The 24,758-nt window shown below is 52.9% G+C and carries 26 protein-coding genes; 21 read left to right on the top strand and 5 right to left on the bottom strand.

The annotated features are described in order from the left end of the window. Positions 1–60: 60 nt before the first annotated feature. From AC0YNW_RS00940 to AC0YNW_RS01000, 13 genes are all read left to right on the top strand, one after another. On the top strand, positions 61–477 hold the full coding sequence (locus tag AC0YNW_RS00940) for a cation transporter dimerization domain-containing protein (protein WP_387472666.1): 417 nt from the start codon (positions 61–63) through the stop codon (positions 475–477). A 34-nt stretch (positions 478–511) separates the two neighbouring features. After that, the gene (gene recJ / locus AC0YNW_RS00945; RefSeq protein WP_475830401.1) at positions 512–2,527 is read left to right on the top strand and encodes a single-stranded-DNA-specific exonuclease RecJ; all 2,016 of its coding nucleotides are present in this window, start codon (positions 512–514) and stop codon (positions 2,525–2,527) included. Positions 2,528–2,573: 46 nt separating this feature from the next. Further along, the gene (locus tag AC0YNW_RS00950; protein ID WP_387472662.1) at positions 2,574–3,104 is read left to right on the top strand and encodes an adenine phosphoribosyltransferase; all 531 of its coding nucleotides are present in this window, start codon (positions 2,574–2,576) and stop codon (positions 3,102–3,104) included. Positions 3,105–3,374: 270 nt separating this feature from the next. Then, entirely contained in the window at positions 3,375–5,555 is a 2,181-nt protein-coding gene (locus AC0YNW_RS00955) for a RelA/SpoT family protein (protein WP_387472880.1), read from the top strand. 13 nt (positions 5,556–5,568) lie between these two features. Next, positions 5,569–6,012, top strand: a complete 444-nt coding sequence (dtd, locus tag AC0YNW_RS00960; protein ID WP_475830402.1) for a D-aminoacyl-tRNA deacylase — start codon at positions 5,569–5,571, stop codon at positions 6,010–6,012. Positions 6,013–6,109: 97 nt separating this feature from the next. Next, on the top strand, positions 6,110–6,277 hold the full coding sequence (locus tag AC0YNW_RS00965) for a hypothetical protein (RefSeq protein ID WP_387472658.1): 168 nt from the start codon (positions 6,110–6,112) through the stop codon (positions 6,275–6,277). A gap of 583 nt (positions 6,278–6,860) precedes the next feature. Next, positions 6,861–8,108 (top strand): histidine--tRNA ligase, encoded by a 1,248-nt coding sequence (hisS, locus tag AC0YNW_RS00970; RefSeq protein WP_387472656.1) that lies wholly within the window; start codon positions 6,861–6,863, stop codon positions 8,106–8,108. Between the two features lie 65 nt (positions 8,109–8,173). Beyond that, a complete protein-coding gene (aspS, locus tag AC0YNW_RS00975; RefSeq protein WP_387472878.1) occupies positions 8,174–9,994 on the top strand; it encodes an aspartate--tRNA ligase in 1,821 nt (606 codons plus the stop codon). A 27-nt stretch (positions 9,995–10,021) separates the two neighbouring features. Next, a complete protein-coding gene (locus tag AC0YNW_RS00980) occupies positions 10,022–10,777 on the top strand; it encodes a tRNA threonylcarbamoyladenosine dehydratase (protein WP_475830403.1) in 756 nt (251 codons plus the stop codon). Continuing rightward, positions 10,774–11,442: a YdeI/OmpD-associated family protein gene (locus AC0YNW_RS00985; RefSeq protein WP_475830404.1), complete on the top strand. Its 669-nt coding sequence runs from the start codon at positions 10,774–10,776 to the stop codon at positions 11,440–11,442. Before AC0YNW_RS00980 ends, AC0YNW_RS00985 begins: the two co-directional genes overlap by 4 nt. Before the next feature lie 228 nt (positions 11,443–11,670). Then, positions 11,671–12,057: a VOC family protein gene (locus AC0YNW_RS00990; RefSeq protein WP_475830405.1), complete on the top strand. Its 387-nt coding sequence runs from the start codon at positions 11,671–11,673 to the stop codon at positions 12,055–12,057. A gap of 26 nt (positions 12,058–12,083) precedes the next feature. Continuing rightward, complete coding sequence (locus tag AC0YNW_RS00995; protein ID WP_475830406.1) at positions 12,084–12,839, top strand: class I SAM-dependent methyltransferase; 756 nt, start codon at positions 12,084–12,086, stop codon at positions 12,837–12,839. 82 nt (positions 12,840–12,921) lie between these two features. Then, positions 12,922–14,226, top strand: coding sequence for a replication-associated recombination protein A (locus AC0YNW_RS01000; protein ID WP_475830407.1), 1,305 nt, complete (start codon positions 12,922–12,924; stop codon positions 14,224–14,226). Between the two features lie 30 nt (positions 14,227–14,256). On the opposite strand, the gene AC0YNW_RS01005 is transcribed toward AC0YNW_RS01000, so the two are convergent. After that, positions 14,257–14,727 carry a DinB family protein gene (locus AC0YNW_RS01005; protein ID WP_475830408.1) on the bottom strand — a complete coding sequence of 157 codons (471 nt, stop codon included), beginning with the start codon at positions 14,725–14,727 and terminating at the stop codon, positions 14,257–14,259. A gap of 96 nt (positions 14,728–14,823) precedes the next feature. Between AC0YNW_RS01005 and AC0YNW_RS01010 the strand changes: the two genes are divergently transcribed. Then, a complete protein-coding gene (locus tag AC0YNW_RS01010; protein ID WP_475830409.1) occupies positions 14,824–15,099 on the top strand; it encodes a hypothetical protein in 276 nt (91 codons plus the stop codon). A 95-nt stretch (positions 15,100–15,194) separates the two neighbouring features. On the opposite strand, the gene AC0YNW_RS01015 is transcribed toward AC0YNW_RS01010, so the two are convergent. Both AC0YNW_RS01015 and AC0YNW_RS01020 read right to left on the bottom strand, forming a co-directional pair. Beyond that, complete coding sequence (locus tag AC0YNW_RS01015; protein ID WP_475830410.1) at positions 15,195–16,283, bottom strand: copper resistance D family protein; 1,089 nt, start codon at positions 16,281–16,283, stop codon at positions 15,195–15,197. Continuing rightward, positions 16,280–16,867, bottom strand: coding sequence for a copper resistance protein CopC (locus AC0YNW_RS01020; protein ID WP_475830411.1), 588 nt, complete (start codon positions 16,865–16,867; stop codon positions 16,280–16,282). The genes AC0YNW_RS01015 and AC0YNW_RS01020 overlap by 4 nt, the downstream gene beginning before the upstream one ends. Positions 16,868–17,096: 229 nt before the next feature. On the opposite strand from AC0YNW_RS01020, the gene AC0YNW_RS01025 reads away from it, so the two are divergent. Further along, entirely contained in the window at positions 17,097–17,675 is a 579-nt protein-coding gene (locus tag AC0YNW_RS01025) for a hypothetical protein (protein WP_475830412.1), read from the top strand. Positions 17,676–17,776: 101 nt separating this feature from the next. Further along, positions 17,777–19,123 carry a hemolysin family protein gene (locus AC0YNW_RS01030; RefSeq protein WP_475830413.1) on the top strand — a complete coding sequence of 449 codons (1,347 nt, stop codon included), beginning with the start codon at positions 17,777–17,779 and terminating at the stop codon, positions 19,121–19,123. Between the two features lie 26 nt (positions 19,124–19,149). Here the strand turns inward: AC0YNW_RS01030 and mnmA are convergent, their stop codons facing one another. After that, complete coding sequence (gene mnmA, locus AC0YNW_RS01035; protein WP_387472633.1) at positions 19,150–20,277, bottom strand: tRNA 2-thiouridine(34) synthase MnmA; 1,128 nt, start codon at positions 20,275–20,277, stop codon at positions 19,150–19,152. 154 nt (positions 20,278–20,431) lie between these two features. Between mnmA and cymR the strand changes: the two genes are divergently transcribed. Beyond that, positions 20,432–20,851, top strand: a complete 420-nt coding sequence (gene cymR / locus AC0YNW_RS01040; protein WP_387472631.1) for a cysteine metabolism transcriptional regulator CymR — start codon at positions 20,432–20,434, stop codon at positions 20,849–20,851. Positions 20,852–21,006: 155 nt separating this feature from the next. Here cymR and AC0YNW_RS01045 read toward each other — a convergent pair whose 3' ends face one another. Beyond that, positions 21,007–21,183, bottom strand: coding sequence for a hypothetical protein (locus AC0YNW_RS01045; protein ID WP_475830414.1), 177 nt, complete (start codon positions 21,181–21,183; stop codon positions 21,007–21,009). A 187-nt stretch (positions 21,184–21,370) separates the two neighbouring features. On the opposite strand from AC0YNW_RS01045, the gene AC0YNW_RS01050 reads away from it, so the two are divergent. The 4 genes from AC0YNW_RS01050 to AC0YNW_RS01065 all read left to right on the top strand — a co-directional run bounded on the left by AC0YNW_RS01050 (position 21,371) and on the right by AC0YNW_RS01065 (position 24,541). Continuing rightward, positions 21,371–22,522 carry a cysteine desulfurase family protein gene (locus tag AC0YNW_RS01050; protein ID WP_475830415.1) on the top strand — a complete coding sequence of 384 codons (1,152 nt, stop codon included), beginning with the start codon at positions 21,371–21,373 and terminating at the stop codon, positions 22,520–22,522. Positions 22,523–22,543: 21 nt separating this feature from the next. Further along, positions 22,544–23,080, top strand: coding sequence for a PRC-barrel domain-containing protein (locus AC0YNW_RS01055; RefSeq protein WP_387472625.1), 537 nt, complete (start codon positions 22,544–22,546; stop codon positions 23,078–23,080). Between the two features lie 21 nt (positions 23,081–23,101). Beyond that, positions 23,102–23,305, top strand: coding sequence for a hypothetical protein (locus AC0YNW_RS01060; RefSeq protein WP_116045676.1), 204 nt, complete (start codon positions 23,102–23,104; stop codon positions 23,303–23,305). 165 nt (positions 23,306–23,470) lie between these two features. After that, positions 23,471–24,541 (top strand): AI-2E family transporter, encoded by a 1,071-nt coding sequence (locus tag AC0YNW_RS01065; RefSeq protein ID WP_387472623.1) that lies wholly within the window; start codon positions 23,471–23,473, stop codon positions 24,539–24,541. The last annotated feature ends 217 nt before the right edge of the window (positions 24,542–24,758 follow it).

Raw genomic sequence — 24,758 nt, forward strand, 5'->3', positions numbered from 1 at the left:
AACCTAAGCTTATGCTTACGAAGTCAGGTTTTGCTTCGCAAAACCTTTCAGGAGGTTCAAATGTCAACCAGACCGCGAGATGGGAATAAGACGACCCGGGGCAGAGCTCGTATATGGGACAACGTGCTGGACGTTCTGTTTCGGGGCGCACGAAGAAATCACAAGGATGCGGATCGGGACGAAAATGCGGATGAGCTGATGCAGGTGGTACAGCGTGTGGAAGGTGTCGTAACGGTACAGTCCATACGCGCCAGAGAGCATGGGCATTACGTGGTGGCGGAAATCATCATCAGCGTCAATCCCCGCATTACGGTATTGGAAGGCCAGGAGATTGCCAAAAGGGTTCGAACGCTGCTCATGCACAGGTTCCATCATTTGACGGAAGTGTCCATCTATGTAGAGCCTTATGATCCAGGGTATCCGTACAAATCCAATCACGATCCAAATCAGGAGCAGATGCCGACACTGCTGCAATAGCCGTTATCGGACAGCAGGAAGGAGTGAGAACCTGATGATTCATAGAAAGACACGCTGGGCTCTTGCGGAGTGGGAAGAGTCGGGGGAAGGTGCAGCCGGGAAGTTGAGCAAGGGGCTGAACCTTCCTCCTCTTGTTGCTCGCTTGCTCGTGCAGCGGGGTTACCGTGACGAGGAGAGTGCTCGAATATTCCTCTATGGAGACGAGAGCAGACTTCATGACCCGTATTTGTTGAGCGGGATGGAGGAAGCGGTTAAGCGCATTCGGCTAGCAGGAGACAATCAAGAGAAAATTCGTATTTACGGGGATTATGATGCAGATGGCGTGTCTAGCACGTCGCTGCTTATCCATGTTTTCCGGGCTATGGAACTGAATTTTGACTATTACATACCTCATCGGGCGCTGGAAGGCTATGGACTGAACAAAAATGCCATAGCTTTGGCCGCGAATGAAGGGGTTAAACTAATCGTTACGGTCGATACCGGCATTAGCGCGTATGATGAAATTGAATATGCCAAATCGCTAGGTGTCGACGTGGTCGTAACCGATCATCATGAGCCGCCGGAGCAATTGCCGCAAGCCTGCGCCGTGGTGAATCCGAAGCAAGCGCATTGCGGATATCCGTTCAAGGGGCTGGCCGGCGTTGGCGTTGCCTTCAAGCTGGCGAGTGCGTTGCTTGCGAGGCCGCCGCTGGAGTGGGCGGATATCGTCAGTCTCGGCACGATTGCCGATCTGATGCCGCTGGCGGATGAGAACAGAATCCTGGTTCGATACGGATTGGAACGCATGCGCAAGGAGCCAGGAACGGGCTTCCGGGCCTTGGCGGAAGCGACAGGTATCGAGCTTCAGACGATCGTCTCCACAGGCATCGCATTCGGGATGGCGCCGCGCATCAATGCTGCAGGCAGGCTGGATCATGCGAAGAAGGCCGTCGAGCTGCTTACAACTCCTGTATACGATGAAGCGATTCTGTCGGCGATCCAATTGGATACATTGAACAAGGAGCGCCAGCGAATCGTCGAGTCGATTGTGAAGGAAGCGGAAGAGCAGTGGCTGACGAAGCGGCTTGCCGCCGAGGAGATAGGCATCGATCCGCCGTCGGTTATTGTGTTAAGCGGGGAGAGCTGGAATGTCGGCGTCATTGGCATTGTCGCTTCCAAGCTGCTGGAGCGGCATTATCGTCCGGTCATTATTTTGGGAATCGATGCGGAGACCGGCATGTGCAAAGGTTCAGCTCGTTCGATCGAAGGCTTCGATCTCCATGCGGCCCTTACGGAATGTGAATCTTTGATGGACCACTATGGAGGACACCAGGCTGCGGCTGGCATGAGCTTGCATCGGGATAATCTGGAGCAGCTGGAGCAGCGAATGTCGGAGCTCGCGAAGCAATGGCTGACGCCAGAGCATTGGATACCGAAGACGCTGGTGGATATGGCATGCAGCCTGGAGGATGCAACGCTTGATACCATTAGCCAGCTGGCGCTTCTAGAGCCGTTCGGCATTGGCAATCCGTCCCCGCGTATCATGTTCCGGGATATCCAGCTTGCAGACCGGCGTGCGATCGGCAAGGAGTCCAAGCACCTCAAGCTGGCGCTTGGCGGCGGACGCAAGCTGCTGGATGCGATCGGCTTTGGCATGGGTGAGATGGCTTCCACCGTGCCGGCAGGCAGCCGGCTGGACATCGTAGGCGAGCTGTCGATTAATGAGTGGAACAATCAGCGCAAGCCGCAGCTGCAAGTGCATGATTTGCATTATATGCCAGCGCCGCTGGCGAGTTTTCCAAGCAGAGAGCAATTCGGTCAAGTATACCAGTGGCTGCGCCAAACAAGAAGGGCTCCAGAGCAAGGACTTGCCATGCGAATTGCGGGTCAGGTCGGCTTGACTGTGGAAGCTGTTCAGCTTATGCTTGACGTATTCGAGGAATTAAAGTTTGTCGGACGTCATGATGGCGCTTACGTCGCAGCCGCAGCGCCGGAGAAGCGAGAGCTTGCCTCTTCGGAACGTTATCGTGCCGCGAAGGAGCAGCATGATCATCTTCATGATCTCGCATAAAACATTCTCAATTAAACAAGTGTGTAGAAGAAAGGGTTGACCATTCGTGTCGAAGGCATCATACAATTTCAAGGATTACATTCGAGTTATTCCGGACTTCCCGCAACCGGGAATCCGCTTTAAAGATATTACGACGCTGCTGAAGGACGGAGCAGCTTATCGTGCCGTTATCGAAGAGATGCGCACAGCTGTCGAGCATCTGAAAATCGACGTTATTGCCGGCCCAGAAGCGCGCGGTTTCGTCGTAGGCGCTCCGCTTGCGCTGGCTCTAGGCGTTGGTTTTGCACCGATTCGCAAGAGCGGCAAGCTGCCGGGCGAGACGATTACAGCAAGCTATGACCTGGAGTATGGCAAGGACCAACTAGCGATGCATAAAGATGCAATCTCGCCTGGACAGCGCGTTCTCATTGCGGATGATTTGCTGGCTACAGGCGGCACGATCGCAACGTCGATGAATCTGATTCGCCAGCTTGGCGGAGAAGTGGTTGGCGCTGCCTTCCTGATCGAGCTTGCCTACCTGAACGGACGCGAGAAGCTGAACGGCGTAGACGTATTCTCCCTGATGACCTACGAATAAGATGATTGTCACTAAAGGCCGCGAGAGCGGGCTGATGAATGCGCCCCGACATGGACTCGTCTTCGGACGATACGCCATCCGGGGCGATTTTTTCTATCGGGTGATACTGGACTATGTCGCGGGCGTCATAAGACGTCGATTTTATTCCGCAGGAAGTTGACGTAACCGCTCACTTAAAGGCATAATATTAGAAAACTCGGATCGTGCCGCAGCGGCATATCATATGAGAATACGATGGCGTTAACCCGTACGCTTGGAAAGGGACGTTTCATGGGCATAGAGCAGTTACTTGAGAAGGCATCCGTCTATATGAAAGAGCAGGATCTCATACGCATCAAGGAAGCCTATGATTTCGCTGAGCAAGCCCATCATGGACAAGTGCGGAAATCAGGAGAGCCGTATATTTTGCATCCTGTTACGGTCGCCGACATATTGGTGGATATGGGCATGGACGTGCTGTCGATTATCGCAGCGCTTCTTCACGATGTCGTGGAAGATACGACGGTGGATTTGGGGACCGTCCGCGCGAAATTTGGCGAAACCTGTGCCATGCTGGTGGACGGACTGACCAAGCTCGAGAAAATCAGGTTTCAATCCAAGGAAGAGCAGCAAAATGAGAATTACCGCAAAATGTTCGTCGCAATGGCACAGGACATTCGCGTTATTCTGATTAAGCTTGCAGACCGCCTTCATAATATGCGTACGCTGAAATATCAGTCGGAAGAGTCTCAGCGCAGAATCGCTTACGAGACGCTGGAGATATTTTGCCCGATCGCGCACAGGCTCGGCATCTCCGCCATCAAGTGGGAAATGGAGGATATCGCGCTTCGTTATCTCAATCCGCAGCAATATTACCGTATTGCCAATCTGATGAAGAAGAAGCGGGCGGAGCGGGAGCAGTTCATCGACGATGTCATATCCCGCATTAGCGAGAAGCTGGAGGAAATGGGCATCGAAGGCGATATTTCCGGCCGACCAAAGCATCTATACAGCATTTACAAAAAAATGACGAGTCGCAACAAACAGTTTAATGAGATTTATGATCTGATGGCGATTCGGATTATCGTGGATAATATTAAGGATTGTTACGCAACGCTTGGCATTATTCATACGCTATGGAAGCCGATGCCGGGCAGGTTCAAGGATTATATCGCCATGCCGAAGGCGAATATGTATCAATCCTTGCATACGACGGTGATTGGGCCGAACGGAGAGCCGACCGAAGTGCAGATCCGTACGTGGGAGATGCACCGTACGTCGGAGTACGGGATCGCCGCCCACTGGGCGTATAAAGAAGGCATGGTTGTGCCTGACGGCAACTTTGAAGACAAAATGTCATGGTTCCGCGAAATTCTGGAGCTCCAGAATGAAACGCGCGATGCGGCGGAGTTCATGGAGTCGCTTAAGATGGACTTCTTCGCCGACCTAGTCTTCGTATTCACGCCAAGCGGCGAAGTGATCGAGCTGCCTGCCGGATCAGTCCCGCTTGATTTTGCTTACCGCATTCATACGGAAGTAGGCAACCGGACAATAGGCGCGAAGGTGAACGGCCGGATCGTGCCGCTTGATCATAAGCTGAAGACCGGCGATATCGTCGAGATTCTGACGTCTAAGCATTCGTACGGACCAAGCCAGGACTGGGTGAAGATCGCGCAATCGTCACATGCCCGGAGCAAGATCAGGCAATGGTTCAAGAAGGAGAAGCGCGAGGAGAATGTCGCCAAGGGACGCGATCTGCTGGAGCGGGAGCTGAAGCGTCTTGGCCTTGAGCCGTCTGCATGGATGACGGACGACAAGCTTCAGGAAGCGGCGGGCAAATTCACGTTCAATGATATTGAGGATATGATGTCGGCCATTGGATTCGGCGGTATTACGGCGGCTCAGATCTGCACCAAATTGACGGAGAAAATGCGCCGCGAAGCGGAAGAAGCGAACCAAATTGAGCTTACGAATGAGAAGAAGGAAATTAAAGCGGCCTCAGGCAAGAAGGGACGCCCGAATCATGGCGTCACGGTCAAGGGCGTGGACAATTTGCTCGTACGCTTCGCACGTTGCTGCAACCCCGTTCCGGGAGACGCGATCGTCGGCTATATTACACGCGGCCGCGGCGTATCGGTTCACCGCATGGACTGTCTCAACATTCCATTTGGCATGGACGGAGAAGAAGCGGAACGCGTCATAGAAGTGGAATGGGAAGAGTCGGTGGAAGCGAACTACAGCGTTGATATCGAGATTACCGGCCATGATCGCAGAGGCCTCTTGAATGAGGTGCTGCATGCAGTGTCGGAGAGCAAGACGAATATATCCGCTGTGACGGGACGTTCCGTCAAGAACAAGATGGCGCTTATTCATATGACGGTGCTGATCCGCAACGTAGACCATTTGTCTTCCGTTGTGGAGAAGATCAAGCGTGTGCAGGATATCTACTCTGTACAGCGCATTATGCAATAAAGGAGATAAGGCATTGAAAGTCGTGGCACAACGAAGCAAAGCGGCAAAAGTGACGGTGGAAGGTGAAGTGACGGGCTCCATCGATTTCGGACTGGTGCTGCTGGTCGGCATTACGCATGAGGATACATTGGCGGACGCGCGCTGGATGGCGGATAAGGTAGCGGGACTTAGAATCTTCGAGGATGAATCGGAGAAGATGAATCTTTCGGTTACGGATGTCGGCGGCTCTATTCTGTCCGTATCCCAGTTCACGCTGTACGGAGATTCCCGTAAGGGCAGAAGGCCTAACTTTATGGCTGCCGCGCGTCCCGACCAAGCAGAGACGCTGTATAACGCGTTTAACGATGCGCTTCGGGAGCTGGGTCTGCGTGTAGAGACGGGGAGGTTCGGCGCCATGATGGACGTGCAGTTGACCAATGACGGACCGGTGACGTTAATTTTGGAGAGCGGCGCTTAAGATTGGACAGACAGGCAACAATAAAGGTAGACGGCATGAAGGTTGGCATCGAAGCTGGCCGCTCATGCGAGATACCGATGTTGGAGGAATGTCTGTCATGCATCAGTCGAGGAAAGAGCAAGCCATGGAACGAATAGCGAGTGCGTTAATCAATCCGGACCTGCGTGAAGTCAGGATCGCAGCGGAGCTGGATGCGGATATGGAAGCGGCTGAGGAATGGGAAGGCAGACCGCTGCATGCGGGGCGCTCGGGCAACCGGATGTGAGACGTGCGCGATAAAAGCGTTTTCGAATTTGTAATATTACTGTAATCAATCGCTAACGTTCTATTAACATCCAGGACCTATAATAGATCTCGACCCCCTTTTTTAAAATATACTTTTACTTTGGACCTGCACGTTGTTGCGGGTTTTTTTCTGTCTTGCGGACGGAAAACCGCTCTGACCGCTTCAGATCAGAAGGGCGTTCTTGACTTTCCACCCATCGGCAAGTAAAATAAACAATCAGTATAAGATATATGGATTCCATGACGGGAAAAAGTAATTCTTCGCGAAATATACAGAGAGGGACGCCAATTGGCTGCAAGCGTCCTTATGACGGTTGAATGAAAGACCTCCCCGAGAACAGATGGCGAACGAGAGCATGGCGCATGATGGCGTCAGGCAATTCCTCTAGTAGCTGCTCTGCGAATGACGGACGTTACCCGTTGCAAGCGAGCGAACCGTATTGCGGATTCGTTCGGAATGTGGGTGGTACCACGGAAGCACAAGCTTTCGTCCCTTCGGCGATGCCGATTGGATGGGAGCTTTTTTTGATTGTCACGAATCAATGAAGAAAGTAGGGAAAGGCATGAAATTTCAGAAATCGCCCGGAACGCAGGATATATTGCCAGGCGCGGTGGAGAAATGGCAATACGTGGAGGGCAAAGCCCGCGACATATGCCGCCGCTTTAATTTCAGAGAGATTCGAACGCCGCTCTTTGAATCCACAGAATTGTTCCAGCGCGGCGTTGGAGAAACAACGGATATTGTCGAGAAGGAGATGTATACCTTTATCGACCGTGGCGAGCGCAGCCTGACGCTGCGTCCCGAAGGAACAGCTGGCGTTGTGCGCTCCTACGTGGAGAACAAGCTGTTCGGCGATCCGGATGTAAGCAAGCTGTATTATATCGGCCCGATGTTCCGCTACGAGCGCGCGCAGGCGGGACGCTACCGCCAGTTCCACCAATTCGGCATTGAGGCGATCGGTGCAGTTGATCCGGCGATAGATGCGGAGGTTATCGCGCTTGGCTACACCTTCTACACCGAAGTAGGCCTGAAGGGTGTCCGCGTCGAGATCAATTCCGTCGGCACACCTGCTGTACGCGCGGCATTCCGCGAGCGTCTGCTGGAGTTCCTCAATCCGAAGCGCGAGCTGCTGTGCAAGGACTGCCAGTCCCGAATCGACCGCAATCCGCTCCGCGTGCTGGATTGCAAAGTGGATCAGGCGCATTTCGAAGGGGCCCCTTCCATTCTGGACAGCCTGGACGAGGAGTGCAGCGCTCACTTTGAGAAGGTGAAGCAGTGTCTGACGGATATGGACATTCCTTATGAGATTAATCATCGACTGGTTCGCGGTCTTGATTATTACACGCATACCGCATTCGAATACAAGGCGGAGGGGATTGGCGCCATCGATACCATCGGCGGCGGCGGACGCTATAACGGCCTCGTATCCGATGTCGGCGGTCCGGAGCAGCCGGGCGTCGGTCTTGGCCTCGGCCTGGAGCGTACGATTATTTTGCTGGAGCACCAGCAGACGGAGCTGCCGAATTTGCATGAAATCGACGTGTATATCGTAGCGCTTGGCGATACGGCGGACCGGGAAGTAACCCGCTTGGTCTATCAGCTTAGGCAGCAAGGCATTCGCGCGGAGCGCGACTACCAAGGCCGCAAGATGAAAGCTCAGCTTAAATCTGCGGATCGTCTCGGCGCAAGGTTCACTGCCATTCTTGGCGACGATGAGCTGGAACGCGGCGAGATTGCGCTGAAGGATATGGCGAAGGGCGAGCAGCGCATGGTTCCAATGAATGCTCTTGCTTCGGAGCTTCAGCCGTAAGCGGGAATACCTGCAGGATGAATGAACAACTACTAACGATAAAGTGAGGAGACATGATTATGACGATGATGTTGAAGACGCATAACTGCGGAACATTGACGAAAGCAGATGTAGGACAAATTGTAACACTGAACGGCTGGGTACAGCGCCGTCGTGACTTGGGCGGAGTATTGTTCATCGATCTTCGTGACCGTACAGGAATCGTACAGACTGTATTCAACCCGGATTTCTCCGGCGAGGCGCTGGCTGTCGCTGATCGTGCGCGCAACGAGTTCGTGCTTGCTGTCAAAGGCAAAGTAGTCGAGCGCGACCCTGAGACATTCAACGCGAACCTGGCAACAGGCGAGATCGAAATCCGTGTAACGGAAATCGAAGTGCTGAACGCGGCGAAGACGCCTCCATTCCCGATCGAAGACGAAGTGGAAGTCGACGAGTCGCTTCGCCTCAAATACCGTTATCTGGACCTGCGTCGTCCAGAGATGCAGAAGACGCTTCTGCTTCGCGCGAAAGCGGCGAAGATTTTCCGCGACTACCTGGATGGGCAAGGCTTCATTGAAGTAGAAACGCCGATTCTGACGAAGAGCTCGCCGGAAGGCGCTCGCGATTACCTGGTGCCTAGCCGTGTTCATGAAGGCGAATTTTTCGCACTGCCGCAATCGCCGCAAATTTTCAAGCAATTGCTGATGGTCGGCGGCGTAGAGCGTTATTATCAAATCGCTCGCTGCTTCCGCGACGAGGATCTTCGTGCAGACCGCCAGCCGGAATTTACGCAAGTCGACGTTGAGACTTCGTTCCTCTCGCAGGATCAATTGCTTGGTATGATGGAAGAGCTGTCTGCGAGATTGCTTCGCGAGACATTAGGCGTGGAGCTGGAGCTTCCGTTCCAACGCATCACGTATGCAGATGCCATGAACAAATATGGCTCCGACAAGCCGGATCTGCGTTTTGGACTGGAGATCGAAGATATTACTGATATTGTCGCATCGAGCGACGTGAAAGTATTTGCAAGCGTAGCAGCTGGCGGCGGCGTGGTTAAAGCGCTGAACGCAAAAGGCTGCGCAAGCTGGAGCCGCAAGGAGCTTGACGACCTGCAGCCGTTCGCAGCACGCTACGGCGGCAAAGGCCTTGCATGGATCACAGTGAAGGATGGCGAGTGGAGAGGTCCAATCGTGAAATTCCTGAAGCCGGAGGAAATCGAAGCGTTGACTGAGCGTCTGGGCGTTGAGGAAGGCGACCTGCTGACCTTCTCCGCGGACAAGCCGAAAGTGGTAGCGGATGTGCTGGGCAACCTGCGACTGAAGCTGGGCCGCGATTTGGGACTTATCGACGATTCGAAGTTCAAATTCGCTTGGGTTGTGGACTTCCCGCTGCTTGGATGGGATGAGGAAGCGAAGCGTTATGTAGCGGAGCATCATCCGTTCACGCGTCCAAACGAAGAAGATCTGCACTACTTCGATACTGACCCTGGCAAAATCCGCGCGCAAGCGTATGACCTCGTCCTGAACGGCTACGAAGTAGGGGGCGGTTCGATGCGTATCTACAAGCGTGAGGTTCAGGAGAAAATGTTCAACGCGCTCAGTCTGTCGCCGGAAGTGGCGCAAGACAAGTTCGGTTACCTGCTTGATGCATTCGAATATGGCACGCCTCCGCACGGCGGCATCGCCTTCGGCTTCGACCGTCTGGTCATGCTGCTGGCAGGCCGCACAAACCTGAGAGAGACGATTGCCTTCCCGAAAACGGCAAGCGCGACAGATCTGCTTGTCGACGCGCCGTCCGAAGTCGAGCTGTCCCAGCTTGAGCAGCTTCATATCCGTACGGTTCTGAAGCCTAAGCCGGCAGCCGCTGCAGCAGGAGCGCCAGCTTCCGCACAAGGCGAAGAGAAATAGGCTTAACGCAAAGGAGGCTTACAGAGCATGCTGCATCAATTCTCGCGTACGGAGCTTGCGATCGGTCCGGAAGGGCTGGAGCGGATGAAAGGGAGCACGGTTGCCGTGCTCGGCATCGGCGGAGTCGGCTCTATTGCGGCAGAGGCGCTGGCTAGAACCGGCGTCGGCCGCATCATCCTGATCGACAAGGACGTTGTCGACATTACGAATATTAACCGTCAGATCCATGCGCTTTTGACGACAGTCGGCGAGCCGAAGGCAGATCTGATGCGTGACCGCATTAAGCTGATCAATCCGGAGTGCGATGTCATCTCCTTGCGGATGTTCTATACGGAAGAGACGTATGAGCAACTGTTCGCTTATCCGCTGGACTATGTGGTCGACGCATCGGATACGATCATCTATAAGGTTCACTTGATCAAGCAATGTCTGGAGCGCGGCATTCCTGTTATCTCCAGCATGGGCGCAGCTAATAAAATGGACCCTTCGCGCTTTAAAGTCGCGGATATCTCCAAGACGCATACAGACCCGATCGCTCGTGTCGTGCGCACGAAGCTGCGCAAGGACGGAATCAAAAAGGGCGTGAAGGTCGTCTTCTCCGATGAGGAGCCGATGAAGCCGCGAGAGGACGTAACGCAGCGCATTGTACCGGAGAACGCTCCGGAAATCCGCAAAGCGCAGCAGCCGCCGTCCAGCAACGCCTTTGTGCCGCCGGTTGCCGGACTGATCATGGTCAGCGTGGTAGTAAAGGATTTGCTTGCATCGGGAGAAGCCGGCGCGTGAATGCCGAACTTTCCCGCAAGCTGAGACTGGAGCCGGATAAGCGGGCAGTCATTCTTCATCCGCCCGATGATTATGATATTATCCGCGAATTGGGCTTGCCGGCTTCCGCCAGCCGGTCGACGGAGGATGAGCTTGGCGAAGGAACATATGAATTTGTTCTGCTGTTTGTCACTTCGCTCGCAGAGCTGGAGAAGCGGGCGCCTGTCGCTATCCGCGCAGCGGAGACGGACGCCTTGCTATGGATTTGTTATCCGAAGGGGACATCTCGCATCAAGACAGATATCAATCGCGATACAGGCTGGGCGCTAATGAAGACGTTCGGCACCGAAGGCGTTGCGATGATCTCGATGGACGAGACGTGGTCCGCTATGCGTTACAGGCTGGAGGGCGCTGCCAAATCGAGTCGTTCCCGCAAGAAGGGGAGCGAGCTTGGAGCTCTGGCGGTGAAGTCATCTGCGGTCGTGCCTGATCTACCGGATGACCTGAAAGCCGCGTTCACAGCGTCACCGGAAGCCCGGACTTTTTTCGACATGTTGACGGATTCCATGAGAAGAGATTATTTGAATTGGATTCTGGAGGCGAAACGGGAGGAGACCAGGGCAAAACGGGTGTCTGCATCGATCGAGAAGCTTGGAAAGGGACTTAAGCGTCCTACCGATAAATAAAGGTTTAGCAGCAGCGCTGCGACGGGTTAAGCCCGTTGCAGCGCTGTTTTTTATGCATGGAAAGTTGCCCGCTAGCGCCAGTTCGTTCGGCAGCGGTAGCTATGCAGATTGCGGGACAGCTAGATTTGGTATATAATAGGTTTATAAAAATGAAACAGAGTTTCATAAGGTGGAACTTAGTGTTAGCAGACATGGAAATTCCAATCCTAAATCGGAAGGAGGAAACGGATGTCCTACGTTTTTGAAGGAATTGATCATGTGCAGCTGGCTGCTCCAGAGGGCTGCGAGGAGCAGGCGAGGTTGTTTTATGGGAACATGTTGGGCTGGAGTGAGCTTGCGAAGCCGAAGACCTTGCGGCATAGAGGCGGCGTGTGGTTCCGCTGTGGGAGCCATGAGGTTCATATTGGCGTCCAACCCGCGTTCGTACCGGCGCTGAAAGCCCATCCTGCCTTTGCCGTACGGGGCCTTCAGCATTTGAAGGAAAGGCTGAGCCGCTCCGGCGTTCCTGTCATCGATGACGAGCTCAGGCTGGAGGAAGGGTATCGCCGTTTCTTTGCATCGGACCCGTTCGGTAACCGGCTGGAGTTTCTGGAGCGTATCGAGAGTATGGCTTAATCCAATCAAGAAGGAGGACAACAAATATGGACAATAAGGAACGATTTACGAATCGGGTAGACAATTATGTGTTGTATCGCCCGACCTATCCGGGAGCAGCGATTGATTTCTTATACGAAAAGCTGGGGTTTGGCACGGACAGCGTCATCGCGGATCTGGGGGCGGGTACGGGCATCTTCTCCAAGCTGCTGCTGGAGAGAGGCAGCCATGTTATCGGCGTAGAGCCAAATGCAGCGATGCGCGGGGCCGCTGTGCAGGCGCTTGGCGGCTCTGAGCGCTACCAAGCTGTTGCAGCCTCGGCGGAGGAGACGGGACTGCCGGCGCATTCTGTAGATTTCATTGTCTGCGCACAATCGTATCACTGGTTCGACAGGGAGCTTGCGAGGGCGGAATTCAAGCGTATCCTGAAGCCGGGCGGCAAGGTCGTTCTGATCTGGAATTCGAGAAAAACCTTCGGGACGCCATTCCTGGAGCAATTCGAGAAGATGCTGTTTGAATACGGTACGGATTACGAGAAGGTCGGTCATAAGAACATCACACTGGATACGTTGCGTTCATATTTCGCAGACGGAGGCCCGACACTGAATACGTTCTCGATAGAGCAATTGCTGGACGAAGATGCGCTGAAGGGCAGGCTGTTGTCCTCCTCGTACAGCCCGACGCCGGACCACCCGCGTTATGAGGCCATGATGAAGGAACTGAAGGACATCTACCAGAGCAATGAGGCAGACGGCGTTGTCAGGATGGAATATGTCACGGAGCTGTATTGGGGAGAAGTTTAGGTAGACAGCCTGTCGATCTGGCGAACGTCTGTGCCTGTATGCTATCATCTAGGTATACCATCATAAAGGATTGAGTGTCGGCATGGACTTATTTAGCTATGAAGAAGCGGAACGGCCCCGGGCGAGATTGCTCGCTGATCGGATGAGACCGCAGACGCTGGATGAATATATCGGACAAGAACATATCATAGGCCAAGGCAAGCTACTGCGCCGGGCGATTGAGGGCGACCAGGTGTCGTCTATCCTTCTGTACGGACCGCCGGGCTGCGGCAAGACGACGCTTGCGAACATCATATCACTGCGGACGGAAGGCGATTTCGTCAAGCTGAATGCGGTAGATGCTTCCGTCAAGGATGTCAGGGAGGTCATTGACCGGGCAAGGTCGAACAAGACGCTGTACGGCCGCAAAACCATTTTGTTCCTTGATGAGGTGCATCGCTTCAACACGTCGCGTCAGGATGCGCTCCTGCCTGCGGTTGAGCAGGGCATTATTATCTTTATTGGTGCGACGACGGAGAATCCATTTCATCATGTGAACGGGGCTCTTCTCTCCCGGTCGACGCTGTTCCAGCTTGAAGCGCTGGAGGAGAAGCATTCCATGGAAGCGATGCGCCGGGCGATTGCGGATGCGGATCGCGGTCTTGGCTTTATGAAGCTGATTGCGGAGGAAGAAGCGCTGCAGCATATCGCCGATATGTCCGGCGGCGACATCCGGCGGTCCCTCAATGCGCTCGAGCTGGCGGCGGTGACGACGCCTTCCGAGCCGGATGGCTCCGTCCGTATCACGCTGGAGGTTGCGCAGGAGTCGGTGCGCAAGCCTTCCATCCGGGCGGACATGTCCACGCAATACGATGTTTTGTCGGCCTTCCATAAGAGCATCAGAGGCTCCAGCGATGCCGCATTGTTCTGGTTTCTGTACGCTGTGGAGAAGCTCGGCATGGACCCGATGACGTTCCTGCGCAGATTAATCGTAGCTTGCAGCGAAGATATAGGGCTCGCGAATCCGCAAGCGATGGTCCAGGCGGTGACTGCGATGGACGCCTATCACAAGATCGGCTGGCCCGAGGCCAAATATAACATTTCCCAGGCAATTTTGTTCGCAGTTGAAAGTCCGAAGTCCAATGCGACTGCGGTGGCGATTGGGAATGTGATGAATGCGATCGAGCGCAACGGCAATCTGGAAGTGCCGCTCCATCTTCGCGATACGCATTACAAAGGCGCGGCGCAGCTCGGACACGAGGGCTACAAGTATCCGCATGACTTCCCGAACCACTACGTAAAGCAGCAATATTTGCCCGATCCGCTTGCGAAAGTCACATTCTACAAAGCGACAGAACAGGGAATGGAAGATAAGATCAAGCAAAATCAGCAGCGTCGCTTGAAGTGACGCTGCTGATTGTTATTTGCTAATATCTTGCTAGTCCCATATTCGTACACGAGGAATGTCTGCCGTTCTTAGATAATCCAGTAATTGCCCCGTATGAACAGACTCGTGATAAGCAATGCGCAGAAGCATATCGCCCAAGCCTCTGATATACCCCGCATCGGATCGGTCGATTTGGATTTCGTCCAGATCGGATTCGGTGAAAGCGGCAATCGTTTCTAGAAACTGATTGCGATAGGGCTCCGCAAACTCAAGCTCATCTTGAACGGTTGTGTAAGAACGATGCTCAAATGGGGAATCGAAATGCGGCAGACTGCCTCTATGCTGCAGCGCCAAATGATAATAATGCTCGCTTTCAAGTACATGCCTGACCATCTCGATGCATGTCAGGGCGCTGTCGTCCGGCATCCAGCCGAGCATATTCTCAGGAATAGATGTCCACACTTTAATGCTTCGACGCCGAACTTCATTGAAATGCAAAAGAATGAGAGAAATTGAGTTCATAATTGCCTCCTGAATGAAATATCCTAAAAGTATACACGAATAAATGTTCGGATTTCAATTCTGGGATCAATCATACCAAATGATGAGGAGGCCGCGATGAACGTATTGGACCATGAAGAATATAAGAAATGGGCTCTGATTAGGCAAAGAGGAAAGTTTCGCTATATGTTGAAGTGGGTCTTGTATTTCTTCTTATTTATGACGTTGATTCATGGATTTGTGTCGTTGCTTAACGGCAATGAGTTCGGGATAAAGGAAGTTTTAATCGTACTGGCTGTTAGTCTGCTTGTTGGAGGCATAGGCTCTCTATTGAGATGGATAATATTCGAGAAGAGATTTCGGCTTAGCCATGACGACAATACCCCGGGGTGAAAGCAGAATAGAGCGGAGTACGTCCGCGACATCGTCTAATCGATTTAAACATAAAGGAGCATCATTCCCGCCAAGGGGAAGATGCTCCTTATTGGTTACTGCGCAATAGAAAACATGAGTCCGAAGTAAGCAAACACCGCCATAAGCAGCCCCAGAAGGAAGGCTACGCTTGGGCGATTCATCCGGTACGTCCAGACGACGCCCACCGCCATTAGTAGCGCTGCGGCGAACATGAGCACGCTCTCCATATGGAGTGTGAACGCAAGCTGAACATCCGGGCTGAACGCCCCCTTGTACAGCCAGGTGAACAGCGGTGACGGCGATACCGATTGCAGCGTATCCTTGAGGTTATGCGGCGGCGCCTGCTGGCCCATGAAGGCTGTAGCGCCAAGCACCAGCATCGCAACCACGCTTTCCGCCCGGAGCCATTTGACCGGCTGGAAGCTGCTGTCCTTCGCGGCCACCGACTTGTACAGAAAGCCGTTCGTATAGGCGAATAACAGGAGCGGCAGAATGAGCAAATGCTTGATCAGCAGCGCCTGGCCATACGGGATCATCCATGAATTGACGTATTGCGGCGTAGTAAAGGTCATTAGCGTCAGTCCGGCCAGCAGCGTGACGACCACGCATATAATCGCGACCGGCGAAAACCACTTCAGGAATGCGGACCAATTGTCCTTATCCTTGGAGAACCAGCTCACGACGAACAATATGCCGATCCAGACGCTGAAAGCCAGAAAATGCATCGTATGTACAAACAAACCTTTGAAGGAACTAAGCGACGAAGCATGGCTTGCGTAACCTAGCCATATAACAAGCAATCCGGTAACGAACAGCGCCACCTTGGGCATATGCTTATCGTTCCGGAATGCTTTCATGCCCAGCAAGAGAGCCAGGCCAAGAGAACCAACAGTCGTCCAGATCCACGCCTTGCCCGATTTAACGTCCATCAGAATGCTCTTCAGCATCTCGCCGTACGTTAATTCGAATTGGGAGGCATACTGGCTGGCAAGCTGATGAATCGGCGCGAAGGACAAGATCGGAATGGCAATCGCACATGCCATTAACAGCCCGTTCGGGACATGAACGGAAGGACGCTTGCGCTCCGGCACAAGCCGAAGCACAAGCGTTCCCATCAGAATAGCAAAGCTAATATAAAGAAGTCCTTCGCTTACGTAGATCATGACGATTTTTTCCTCATCAGCACAACGAAAATGACGACAGCTACAAGGATGATGCCGATCATGACCAGCACAGGCGGTGATGCCAGCACATCGCCGATGTCGTCGCCGGAATCGTTATCCGACGGCGTTGCTGTTGGCGTAGCGGACGGCTGTTCACTAGGTTGTTCGCTCGGCTGCTCGCTTGGCTCGTTCGATGGCTCTTCGGATGGGGTAGGCGACGGCGTCGCTAGAACAGGCGCATCTACCGTAAAAGCATATTCGCCCTCTACCGCATGGCTGTCCGCTCCGATAATCGTCCATTTCACCGTGTACTTGCCATTATCCAGCGCGGCAGGTACGGCTCCGGTCATCGTGTCGCCGCTTACTTCGGCTTTGCCGGTCTCCACTTGCTCCCCGGCTTCGTTGAACAGCTTGAATGTGCTTAACTTCTCGATTTTGGTGTCAAACTTCATCTCAATACGCTCTGGAGATACATCTACCGTGGCGTCAACTGCAGGCAATGCGGTTTGCAGCGTGGAGTGCGCCAGTGCCGCGGAGGGCAGGAGCCAGATGAGGGCCATAACGATGAGTAATGCTCGTTTCATAAGGGATCAATCCTCCGTTTCTTTGTTTGCGAGTGGCAGCGCTTCAGCATGGCAATCGCTCCTTGCATTATACCATCTTTACCATACGGAAAGCTTCAAGGTCGTGATCAATTCGTTGCAGACTTTTGAACGTTTGATGAATGCGGGCTAGAAAAAAATACAACTTTATCCGGGTACAGCGCGTTTAATACTCATAAGGAAACTTTAGGGACAAGGGGGGATGCACTTTATGAAAAAAAGACTGGCTGTTATGCTGTTCTTCGGACTGGCGGTGCTGGCGTTATCGTCGTATTCGAATGCTTCAGACCCCGCCAATATTGTGATCAAGTCCGGTACCATAGCTTTTGAGGGAGTCACTGAGAAGGGGGCCGGTGAGGAAGGGCTTGTCTCATCCGATGAACGCCTGTTTCAGAACTGGATGAACAGCTATTCAAAGATTCCTTACGTTAAGCTCGGAGACAAAATGACCATTGAGGCAAATCGCGACTTATCGGGGAGTTATGAAATAAGGGACGTCCTATTAAAGAAGGACGGAACGCTGAAATACAAGACCCAACAAAACATAGAGCCTAGTCTTGTAACCGAGATACAATTCGATCAGGGCGTCGGCAGCTTTGTTCTGACGGAAAATATGCACGCTTATTTAAGCTCCCAGAGCGCAGACTATGAGCCGGGCGCAACGATCAGAGGGTTTAAGCTCTATCTAAAGGACACGGAGGAAACGCTTGTATTTGTAATTCAAACCGATGCGGGGAGTTCAGAGGAGCAGGAAGTCGCATTCCATTGCATATCGACTAAGCCATCCTGAATACATATGACTACTACGCGCAGATTAGGCTGATACACGTATGTGCAAAAAAGGGAGGTGCACCCGTCGCCGGGCCATGCGCCGCGGTTGACGGGGATGGGTTGGGAGAGCCTTTGCCGCTTGGCTTGTCGCTGACGCTTGTGATGCTTCTGGTTGGCTTGAACGGTTTTTTGGCTGCGTCGCAGCATGCGATGTCCAGAGCAAGAATGAATCGGATGGAGCGCTTGACGTCTGGGAAGGACGCTCATGCGGAGCGGGCGAGACGGATACTGGAGCGAAGCGGGTATGCGACGGCTTGCCAGCTCGGCATTACTATGTCTTCGATTGGCCTCGGATGGCTGGGAGCGAACCTGGCAGCCGGGCGGGTAGCGCCCTGGATGTCGGATGCCGCGACGATCAGCCCGTCCGCTGCGGTATGGAGCTCCATAGCGATTGTGTTTGTTCCCCTTGTACTGTTGCATGTCACGATAGGCGCGCTGGTGCCCAGAGCAGCCGCGCACCGCAGAGCGGAGCTTGCCGCGATTCGGGCTGCGAGGCCCCTCCATCTCCTCTACCTCACCATATGGCCGCTAGTCTGGCTGGCCGATCATTCAACCTCTGTTATGCTGAAAATAGGAGGCATCGCACTCCCAACCGAGAAGGAGCCAGCCCACACGGAAGAGGATCTGCGTAATCTGCTGAAGGAAAGCCACCGCAGCGGTTATATTGATCAGACCGAGCTGACCCTGGTGGATAACATATTTGACTTCACGGAGACGACCGCGCGAGAAATTATGATTCCCCGCACCGACATGATCTGCTTGCATGCGGGGCTTTCGCTGCAGGCGAACAAAACGATCGCCGTCCAATATATGCGAACGAGATATCCCGTCTGCGAGACGGACAAAGACGATATTATCGGCTTTGTGCATATGAAGGATCTGTTTAACTTAAGCTCTGGAACAGTAGCATCAATCAAGGAAGTTATGAGGCCGGTCACAGCGGTGCCTGACTCAATCCCGATTAGTGTGCTGCTGAAGCTGATGCAACGAAACAAAACGCAGCTGGTGATCCTGATTGACGAGTACGGCGGAACTTCGGGTCTGGTGACGCTGGAGGATATCATGGAGGAGATTGTAGGCGATATTCAGGATGAATTCGATCGCGAGCACGCCGCAATTATACGGCAGGAGGACGGCTCTTGTCTGGTCAGCGGATCGATGCTGATCGAGGAGATGAACAGCTTTTTCGGCATGAATCTGGAGAGCGGCGATTACGATACGATTGGGGGCTGGCTATACGCGCAGCTTCCTTTTCCCCCGGCGAAGGGGCATTCGGCAAGTGTGGATGGAAGATTCCAGTTTGTCGTCGAGGAGATGCAGCATCTGCGCATCTTGCGCATACGGGTTATTGTTCTGGCCGAAGATATGCAGCGGACCATAAAGAAAGGGCTCAACGGGAGTGTGTGAACCTCCCGATTGAGCCCTGTTTGTTTTTATTGCACGGTCTCGGCTTGAATCTTGTTGACGACATCGATCGTGCCGCCTCCGAGGCATACTTCGCCGTCATAGAAGACAACAGCTTGTCCTGGCGTAACGGCCTTCTGAGGCTGATCAAATGTAACAAGCGCCGTTCCGTCTTCCCGCATCGTGACGGTTACGCCTTGATCCTGCTGACGGTACCGGAATTTCGCTTTGCAAGCGAACGGCTCCCTGGTGTTCAGAGGAGCGATCCAGTTGAGGCCTGTTGCGATCAGGCTATCGGAATACAGGCTTGGATGCGTTTCTCCTTGCACGACATAAAGGACATTGTCCTGCAGGTTCTTGTCGGCTACGAACCAAGGCTCGCCGGAGCCGGTTCCGGAGCCGCCGATGCCAAGTCCCTGGCGCTGACCCAGTGTATAATACATGAGGCCGTCATGACGGCCTTTCTTCTCGCCCGTGCGAATATCAATCATATCGCCTGGTTTGGCCGGCAGATAGCCGCTCAGGAATTCCCTGAAGTTGCGCTCGCCGATAAAGCAGACGCCTGTGCTGTCCTTCTTCTTCGCCGTATGCAGTCCGGCTTCTTCCGCGATGCGGCGAACCTCCGGCTTCGGCAGATGGCCGATCGGGAACATCGCTTTCGCGAGCTGGTCCTGATTAAGCGCGCTCAGGAAGTAGGTTTGGTCCTTGCCGGCGTCTATGCCGCGCAGCAGCTTCGTTACGCCGTCCTCGGTCCGCTCGACTCTGGCATAATGCCCGGTCGCCAGATAGTCGGCGTTCAACTCAAGCGCTTTGTTCAGGAAATCGCCGAATTTAATTTCTCTGTTGCACATGACATCGGGATTCGGCGTGCGGCCCCGCTTATATTCATCGAGGAAATAGGTAAATACTTTATCATGATACTGTCGTTCAAAGTTGACCGTATAATAAGGAATGCCGATCTGATCGCAGACGCGGCGGACATCCTCGGAGTCCTCTTCCGCGGTGCAATGCCCGAATTCATCGGTATCATCCCAGTTTTTCATGAATATGCCGATTACGTCATAGCCCTGCTGCTTGAGCAGGAGCGCGGTGACGGAGGAATCGACGCCGCCGGACATACCGACGACAACTCTCGTTTCGGCGTTTGATTTGCTCATCTATGCCACCACCTTGTCTCTTGAAACTTTCATCATTGTATCATATGCTAAAAAAGTTTTCATGAAGAAGTGGGGGCTTTTTTGACACGAGGGGTGTCCAATATGTTACCATATAAAGATAATAGGAATACAGTGATTAAAGAGAGGTGCTACCTTGAAGATATCGACTAAAGGACGTTACGGTCTTACCATTATGATGGAGCTTGCAGCAAGGTTCGGCGAAGGTCCAATCTCGCTGAAGAGCATTGCCGAGCGTAACTCACTATCCGAACATTACTTGGAGCAATTGGTCGCTCCGCTGCGCAACGCAGGATTGGTAAAGAGTATTAGAGGCGCATATGGAGGGTACATTCTGTCCAAGGACCCGGCGCAAATTACATCCGGAGATATTATCCGCATTCTGGAGGGCCCAATCTCTCCGGTAGATTTCACAGAAGAAGACGATCCGGCGAAGCGCCATCTGTGGCTGCGCATCCGTGACAGCATCGCTGAGGTGCTCGACTCCACCACGCTGGAAAACTTAATCGCTTTCAAGGAAGAAGAAGCGAAGGATAGTTATATGTTCTACATTTAATCGCATACTTTGCATAAGGAAGAGCCCACCGATCATTTATTCGGCGGGCTCTTATTCAATTTGTCCCGGATTTTGTTTATTTTCCTTCGCTAGTTGCTTCAATTGTTTATTAAAAGATGTATACGAAAAGCCATAATCCTCGTTGGCCTTATTGTTCATGAATTTTTGAATTCCGTATTTCGATCAGAAAAGCGCCTTGATCGAGCCCAACCACGCAGTAGCCTTGTCATCCGTTGCACGATCCTTCGGAAAGGCTCAGCAGGAGCAGAGTCGTATGCCGGAAGTATGCTACCACCTGCGAAAATTGTCAATAATAAAATCCATTTTTTCATAATAATTCCTCCTGCCTATAAAACGCTTCAAAACGCGCTATAGTTGCGCAATTCGTACGATAGGTGAGCCTTGACGAATGTGTTATACTTTTCTAGATAAAGCTGTAGGACAAGCGAAATAATTCGATGGTTGAAGGATTCGCCGCAAGGCGCAGATTTTGAGCATCTACTATAAGGGTGACGGAAGATGGGTACATACTATTTTGATCATGCCGCTACAACGCCCATGCATCCGGATGTCGTGAAGACGATGCTCGGGCTGATGCAGGGAGTCGGGGGCAATGCATCGAGCATGCACGCGTACGGACGAGCAGCCAAGGGAGAGCTCAGTCGTGCGCGTGATCTGATTTCGGCGGCGATTGGCTGCAAGCCGGGAGAGCTTCTATTCACTTCCGGCGGCACGGAGAGCGACAATCTGGCGTTGATCGGCGCGGCGAAGGCGCAGCGCAAGCGCGGCAAAAACCACCTGATCACTTCAGCGGCAGAGCATCATGCCGTGCTGCATACATGCGAGTGGCTGGAGCAGGAGGAAGGCTTCAAGCTGACCGTGCTGCCTGTCGATCAGCAGGGCCGCATTCATGCGGATCAAGTGAGAGACGCGCTGCGTCCGGATACGGCGCTCGTAAGCATCATGCACGGCAATAACGAGGTCGGCACGAAGCAGCCGATCGAGGCGATCGGCGAAGCCGCGCATGCGGGGGGCGCTCTGTTTCATGTCGATGCTGTACAATCGTTCGGTACAACCAACTATCGGCTATCGGAGCTTCCGGTTGACTTTATGAGCTTCTCTGCGCACAAGATTAATGGACCACAAGGGGTCGGCGCCTTGTATGCGGCCGCCGGAGCGCCGTTCGAGTCGCTGCAGCAGGGCGGCTCGCAGGAGCGGAAGCGCCGTGCAGGCACCGAAAATATAGCCGGAATTGCCGGCTTTGCCAAAGCTGTTGACATTTGTGTGAACGAAATGAAAAAAAAGCAACCTTTTTTGGACAAACTTCGTAAAGAATGGGTAGAGCTGATGATAGGCGAATTGTCAAGCGATGAGGTTATCGTGAATGGCGATTTGGAGAACAGCTTGCCGCATATCATCAATCTTAGCTTTATCGGCGCGCATACGGAGTCGATGCTTATGAATCTCGATATGGCGGGTATAGCAGCAGCTAGCGGCTCGGCCTGCACATCCGGTTCGCTGGAAAAGTCCCATGTGCTAAGAGCGATGGGCATTCCGCAGGAAAGATTGGATTCAGCTGTAAGATTTAGCTTCGGGTTGGGGAATACTTTGGAGGAACTTCAAGAAGCCGCTCCTATTGTCGCGGGTATCGTAAGGCGGATACGGAGCTAGGTTAGGAGGCTTCCGGCCAAAGTGATCAAACTTCAACAGCTGATCGGGCTGCCGGTCATCGTTATTCATTCCGGCAAGCAAGTAGGAACCGTGAAGGACTGCTGGTTCGATGAGAACTGGAAGCTGAACGGCGTCGTGCTGGAATACGGCAAATGGTTTGCGGCGAAGGTTCGCATTGTCGCTTGGAGCGACGTACTCACCTGTGGTGAGGATGTTGTTATCATCGCAAGCGAAGAGGCCGTCATGATGATGAAGCCCAAGGAAGTAAGCCGCGCTTTTTACACCGGCGTCGTGAAATTGAAGAATATGCCGGTTGTAACCGTACACGGCGATCAATTAGGTTTACTGTCGGATGTTTATTTTTACCCTTTACAGGGTACACAGATAGTAGGCTATGAGCTTACTGACGGTTTTGTTTCGGATCTGATGGAGGGGCGTAAGTGGCTAAAGGCGCCGAGCGATCCGGATATGGTGTTGCTCGGGGAAGACGCGATTATCGTTCCTGCTGTCAGTGAAGCGGAATTGGAGCCTGTCGCAGCTTCCAATTTCAGAGAATAGGGAGAAATGTTTATGATGAATATGCTCAGATGTCCGAATTGCAATTCGAAAGATATCGGCAAGATCGGTTCCCACCAATTTTACTGCTGGGGCTGCTTTATTGAACTGACGGTGAATGGCGAGAAAATGTCGGTCTATCAAGTGGAAGAGGACGGCACGCTGAGCTCACTCGACGACCTGTTCTTCGAGGACGATATCGCTTCGCAAGAGATTCACGTCAACTAACAAATAACTTCCATTGAATAAAACAACCAGGGACGGCCATAAGGCCGTCTTTTTTTGCGTTCCAAGGATGATTGGCATGACTTGTACATATACTGAACAACATAGGAGATCCTTTGCTCGCATGCGGCTGGTCAGATGCGCGCGGGATGTTCGGGGGTGCAAGAGGTGGAACGATTCACAAAAAACCGGTTGTTCGTAGGGCTCATTTATTTGATATTGAGTTTAGTGGCGATCTACTTTTTATTGCAGCTGAAGCCGCTGATTGTCTCCATCTACGATTTTTTGAAAGCCGTGCTGGGGCCGTTTATTATTGCCATGATTATATCCTACGTGCTTAATCCCATTGTGACGCTGCTGCATGAGAGGAAGGTGCCGCGCACGATTGCGGTGTTGTTGATCTATGCGGTATTTTGCGCTGTGGTGACGGTGCTGCTTGTCAATATGATTCCGATGTTCGTGAATCAGATCCAGGAGCTGAACCGCCATATACCGGAGCTATCCATGCGGGCGCAAAGTCTGGTGACCGATATTAACAACACATCGTTCCTGCCTGAGAGCTTCCGTGATGGCGTCAATAAGGCGTTGATCGGAATCGAGAAGCGGGTGTCAGAATCGCTACTGCATTTTATCAATAATATCGGGAACATGTTGAATGCGGTATTCATTGCGTTTATCATTCCGTTCCTGGCCTTCTATATATTAAAGGACTTCGATGTCTTCGAACGAACGGTCATTACTTACGTACCGAAGTCGCATCGGAAAAATACGGTCCGGCTCATGAAGGATATCGACCATGCGCTTGGCAGCTACATCAGGGGGCAGTTCCTTGTCTGCTTGATCGTCGGTATATTGGCTTATACCGGCTATTTGTTCATCGGCATGCCGTATGCGCTATTGCTGGCCAGCATTGTAGCGATTACGAATGTGATTCCTTATCTGGGACCGTTCTTCGGTGCAGCGCCAGCCTTGCTGATGGCGTCGACCGTCTCGCTGAAAATGATGATTTTGGTGGCGATTGTGAATACGGCCTGCCAAATCCTTGAGGGTAATGTCATCTCGCCGCAGGTGGTCGGCAGAACGCTTCATCTGCATCCGCTGCTCATTATTTTCGCCTTGCTGGTGGGCGGCGAGATTGCGGGCATTGTGGGCATGATATTAGCCGTGCCGATCTTCGCGGCCTGCAAGGTGATCGTCCAGCATATGTTCGCCTACTATGTGCGCCGAAAGATTATTTGACAGCCTACAGGGGCAAAGTTATAATTTGTCGTATAATAGCTAACACGATGATGAAATGGAGTAAGCCATAGCAAGCCGTCCAGAGAGAATGCTTCTTCGCAGTTGCCCATCGCGGCGATATGCGTCGGTTGAGAGAGCGTTTATGTGCGTAAGTGGCCGAAAGCTAGTTTCGGAGTGTGAATGAACTTCAACGGCTGGACCCGTTATCGTCCGTTAA

It is taken from the genome of Paenibacillus sp. J31R120 (assembly GCF_056269225.1).

Bases quoted from the DNA above. Each gene is read 5' to 3' on its own strand.
- AC0YNW_RS00940 (WP_387472666.1), top strand. From the start codon at position 61: ATGTCAACCAGACCGCGAGATGGGAATAAGACGACCCGGGGCAGAGCT.
- recJ (WP_475830401.1), top strand. From the start codon at position 512: ATGATTCATAGAAAGACACGCTGGGCTCTTGCGGAGTGGGAAGAGTCG.
- AC0YNW_RS00955 (WP_387472880.1), top strand. From the start codon at position 3,375: ATGGGCATAGAGCAGTTACTTGAGAAGGCATCCGTCTATATGAAAGAG.
- AC0YNW_RS00965 (WP_387472658.1), top strand. From the start codon at position 6,110: ATGCATCAGTCGAGGAAAGAGCAAGCCATGGAACGAATAGCGAGTGCG.
- hisS (WP_387472656.1), top strand. From the start codon at position 6,861: ATGAAATTTCAGAAATCGCCCGGAACGCAGGATATATTGCCAGGCGCG.
- aspS (WP_387472878.1), top strand. From the start codon at position 8,174: ATGATGTTGAAGACGCATAACTGCGGAACATTGACGAAAGCAGATGTA.
- AC0YNW_RS00980 (WP_475830403.1), top strand. From the start codon at position 10,022: ATGCTGCATCAATTCTCGCGTACGGAGCTTGCGATCGGTCCGGAAGGG.
- AC0YNW_RS00990 (WP_475830405.1), top strand. From the start codon at position 11,671: ATGTCCTACGTTTTTGAAGGAATTGATCATGTGCAGCTGGCTGCTCCA.
- AC0YNW_RS00995 (WP_475830406.1), top strand. From the start codon at position 12,084: ATGGACAATAAGGAACGATTTACGAATCGGGTAGACAATTATGTGTTG.
- AC0YNW_RS01000 (WP_475830407.1), top strand. From the start codon at position 12,922: ATGGACTTATTTAGCTATGAAGAAGCGGAACGGCCCCGGGCGAGATTG.
- AC0YNW_RS01005 (WP_475830408.1), bottom strand. From the start codon at position 14,727: ATGAACTCAATTTCTCTCATTCTTTTGCATTTCAATGAAGTTCGGCGT.
- AC0YNW_RS01010 (WP_475830409.1), top strand. From the start codon at position 14,824: ATGAACGTATTGGACCATGAAGAATATAAGAAATGGGCTCTGATTAGG.
- AC0YNW_RS01015 (WP_475830410.1), bottom strand. From the start codon at position 16,283: ATGATCTACGTAAGCGAAGGACTTCTTTATATTAGCTTTGCTATTCTG.
- AC0YNW_RS01020 (WP_475830411.1), bottom strand. From the start codon at position 16,867: ATGAAACGAGCATTACTCATCGTTATGGCCCTCATCTGGCTCCTGCCC.
- AC0YNW_RS01025 (WP_475830412.1), top strand. From the start codon at position 17,097: ATGAAAAAAAGACTGGCTGTTATGCTGTTCTTCGGACTGGCGGTGCTG.
- mnmA (WP_387472633.1), bottom strand. From the start codon at position 20,277: ATGAGCAAATCAAACGCCGAAACGAGAGTTGTCGTCGGTATGTCCGGC.
- AC0YNW_RS01045 (WP_475830414.1), bottom strand. From the start codon at position 21,183: ATGAAAAAATGGATTTTATTATTGACAATTTTCGCAGGTGGTAGCATA.
- AC0YNW_RS01050 (WP_475830415.1), top strand. From the start codon at position 21,371: ATGGGTACATACTATTTTGATCATGCCGCTACAACGCCCATGCATCCG.
- AC0YNW_RS01060 (WP_116045676.1), top strand. From the start codon at position 23,102: ATGCTCAGATGTCCGAATTGCAATTCGAAAGATATCGGCAAGATCGGT.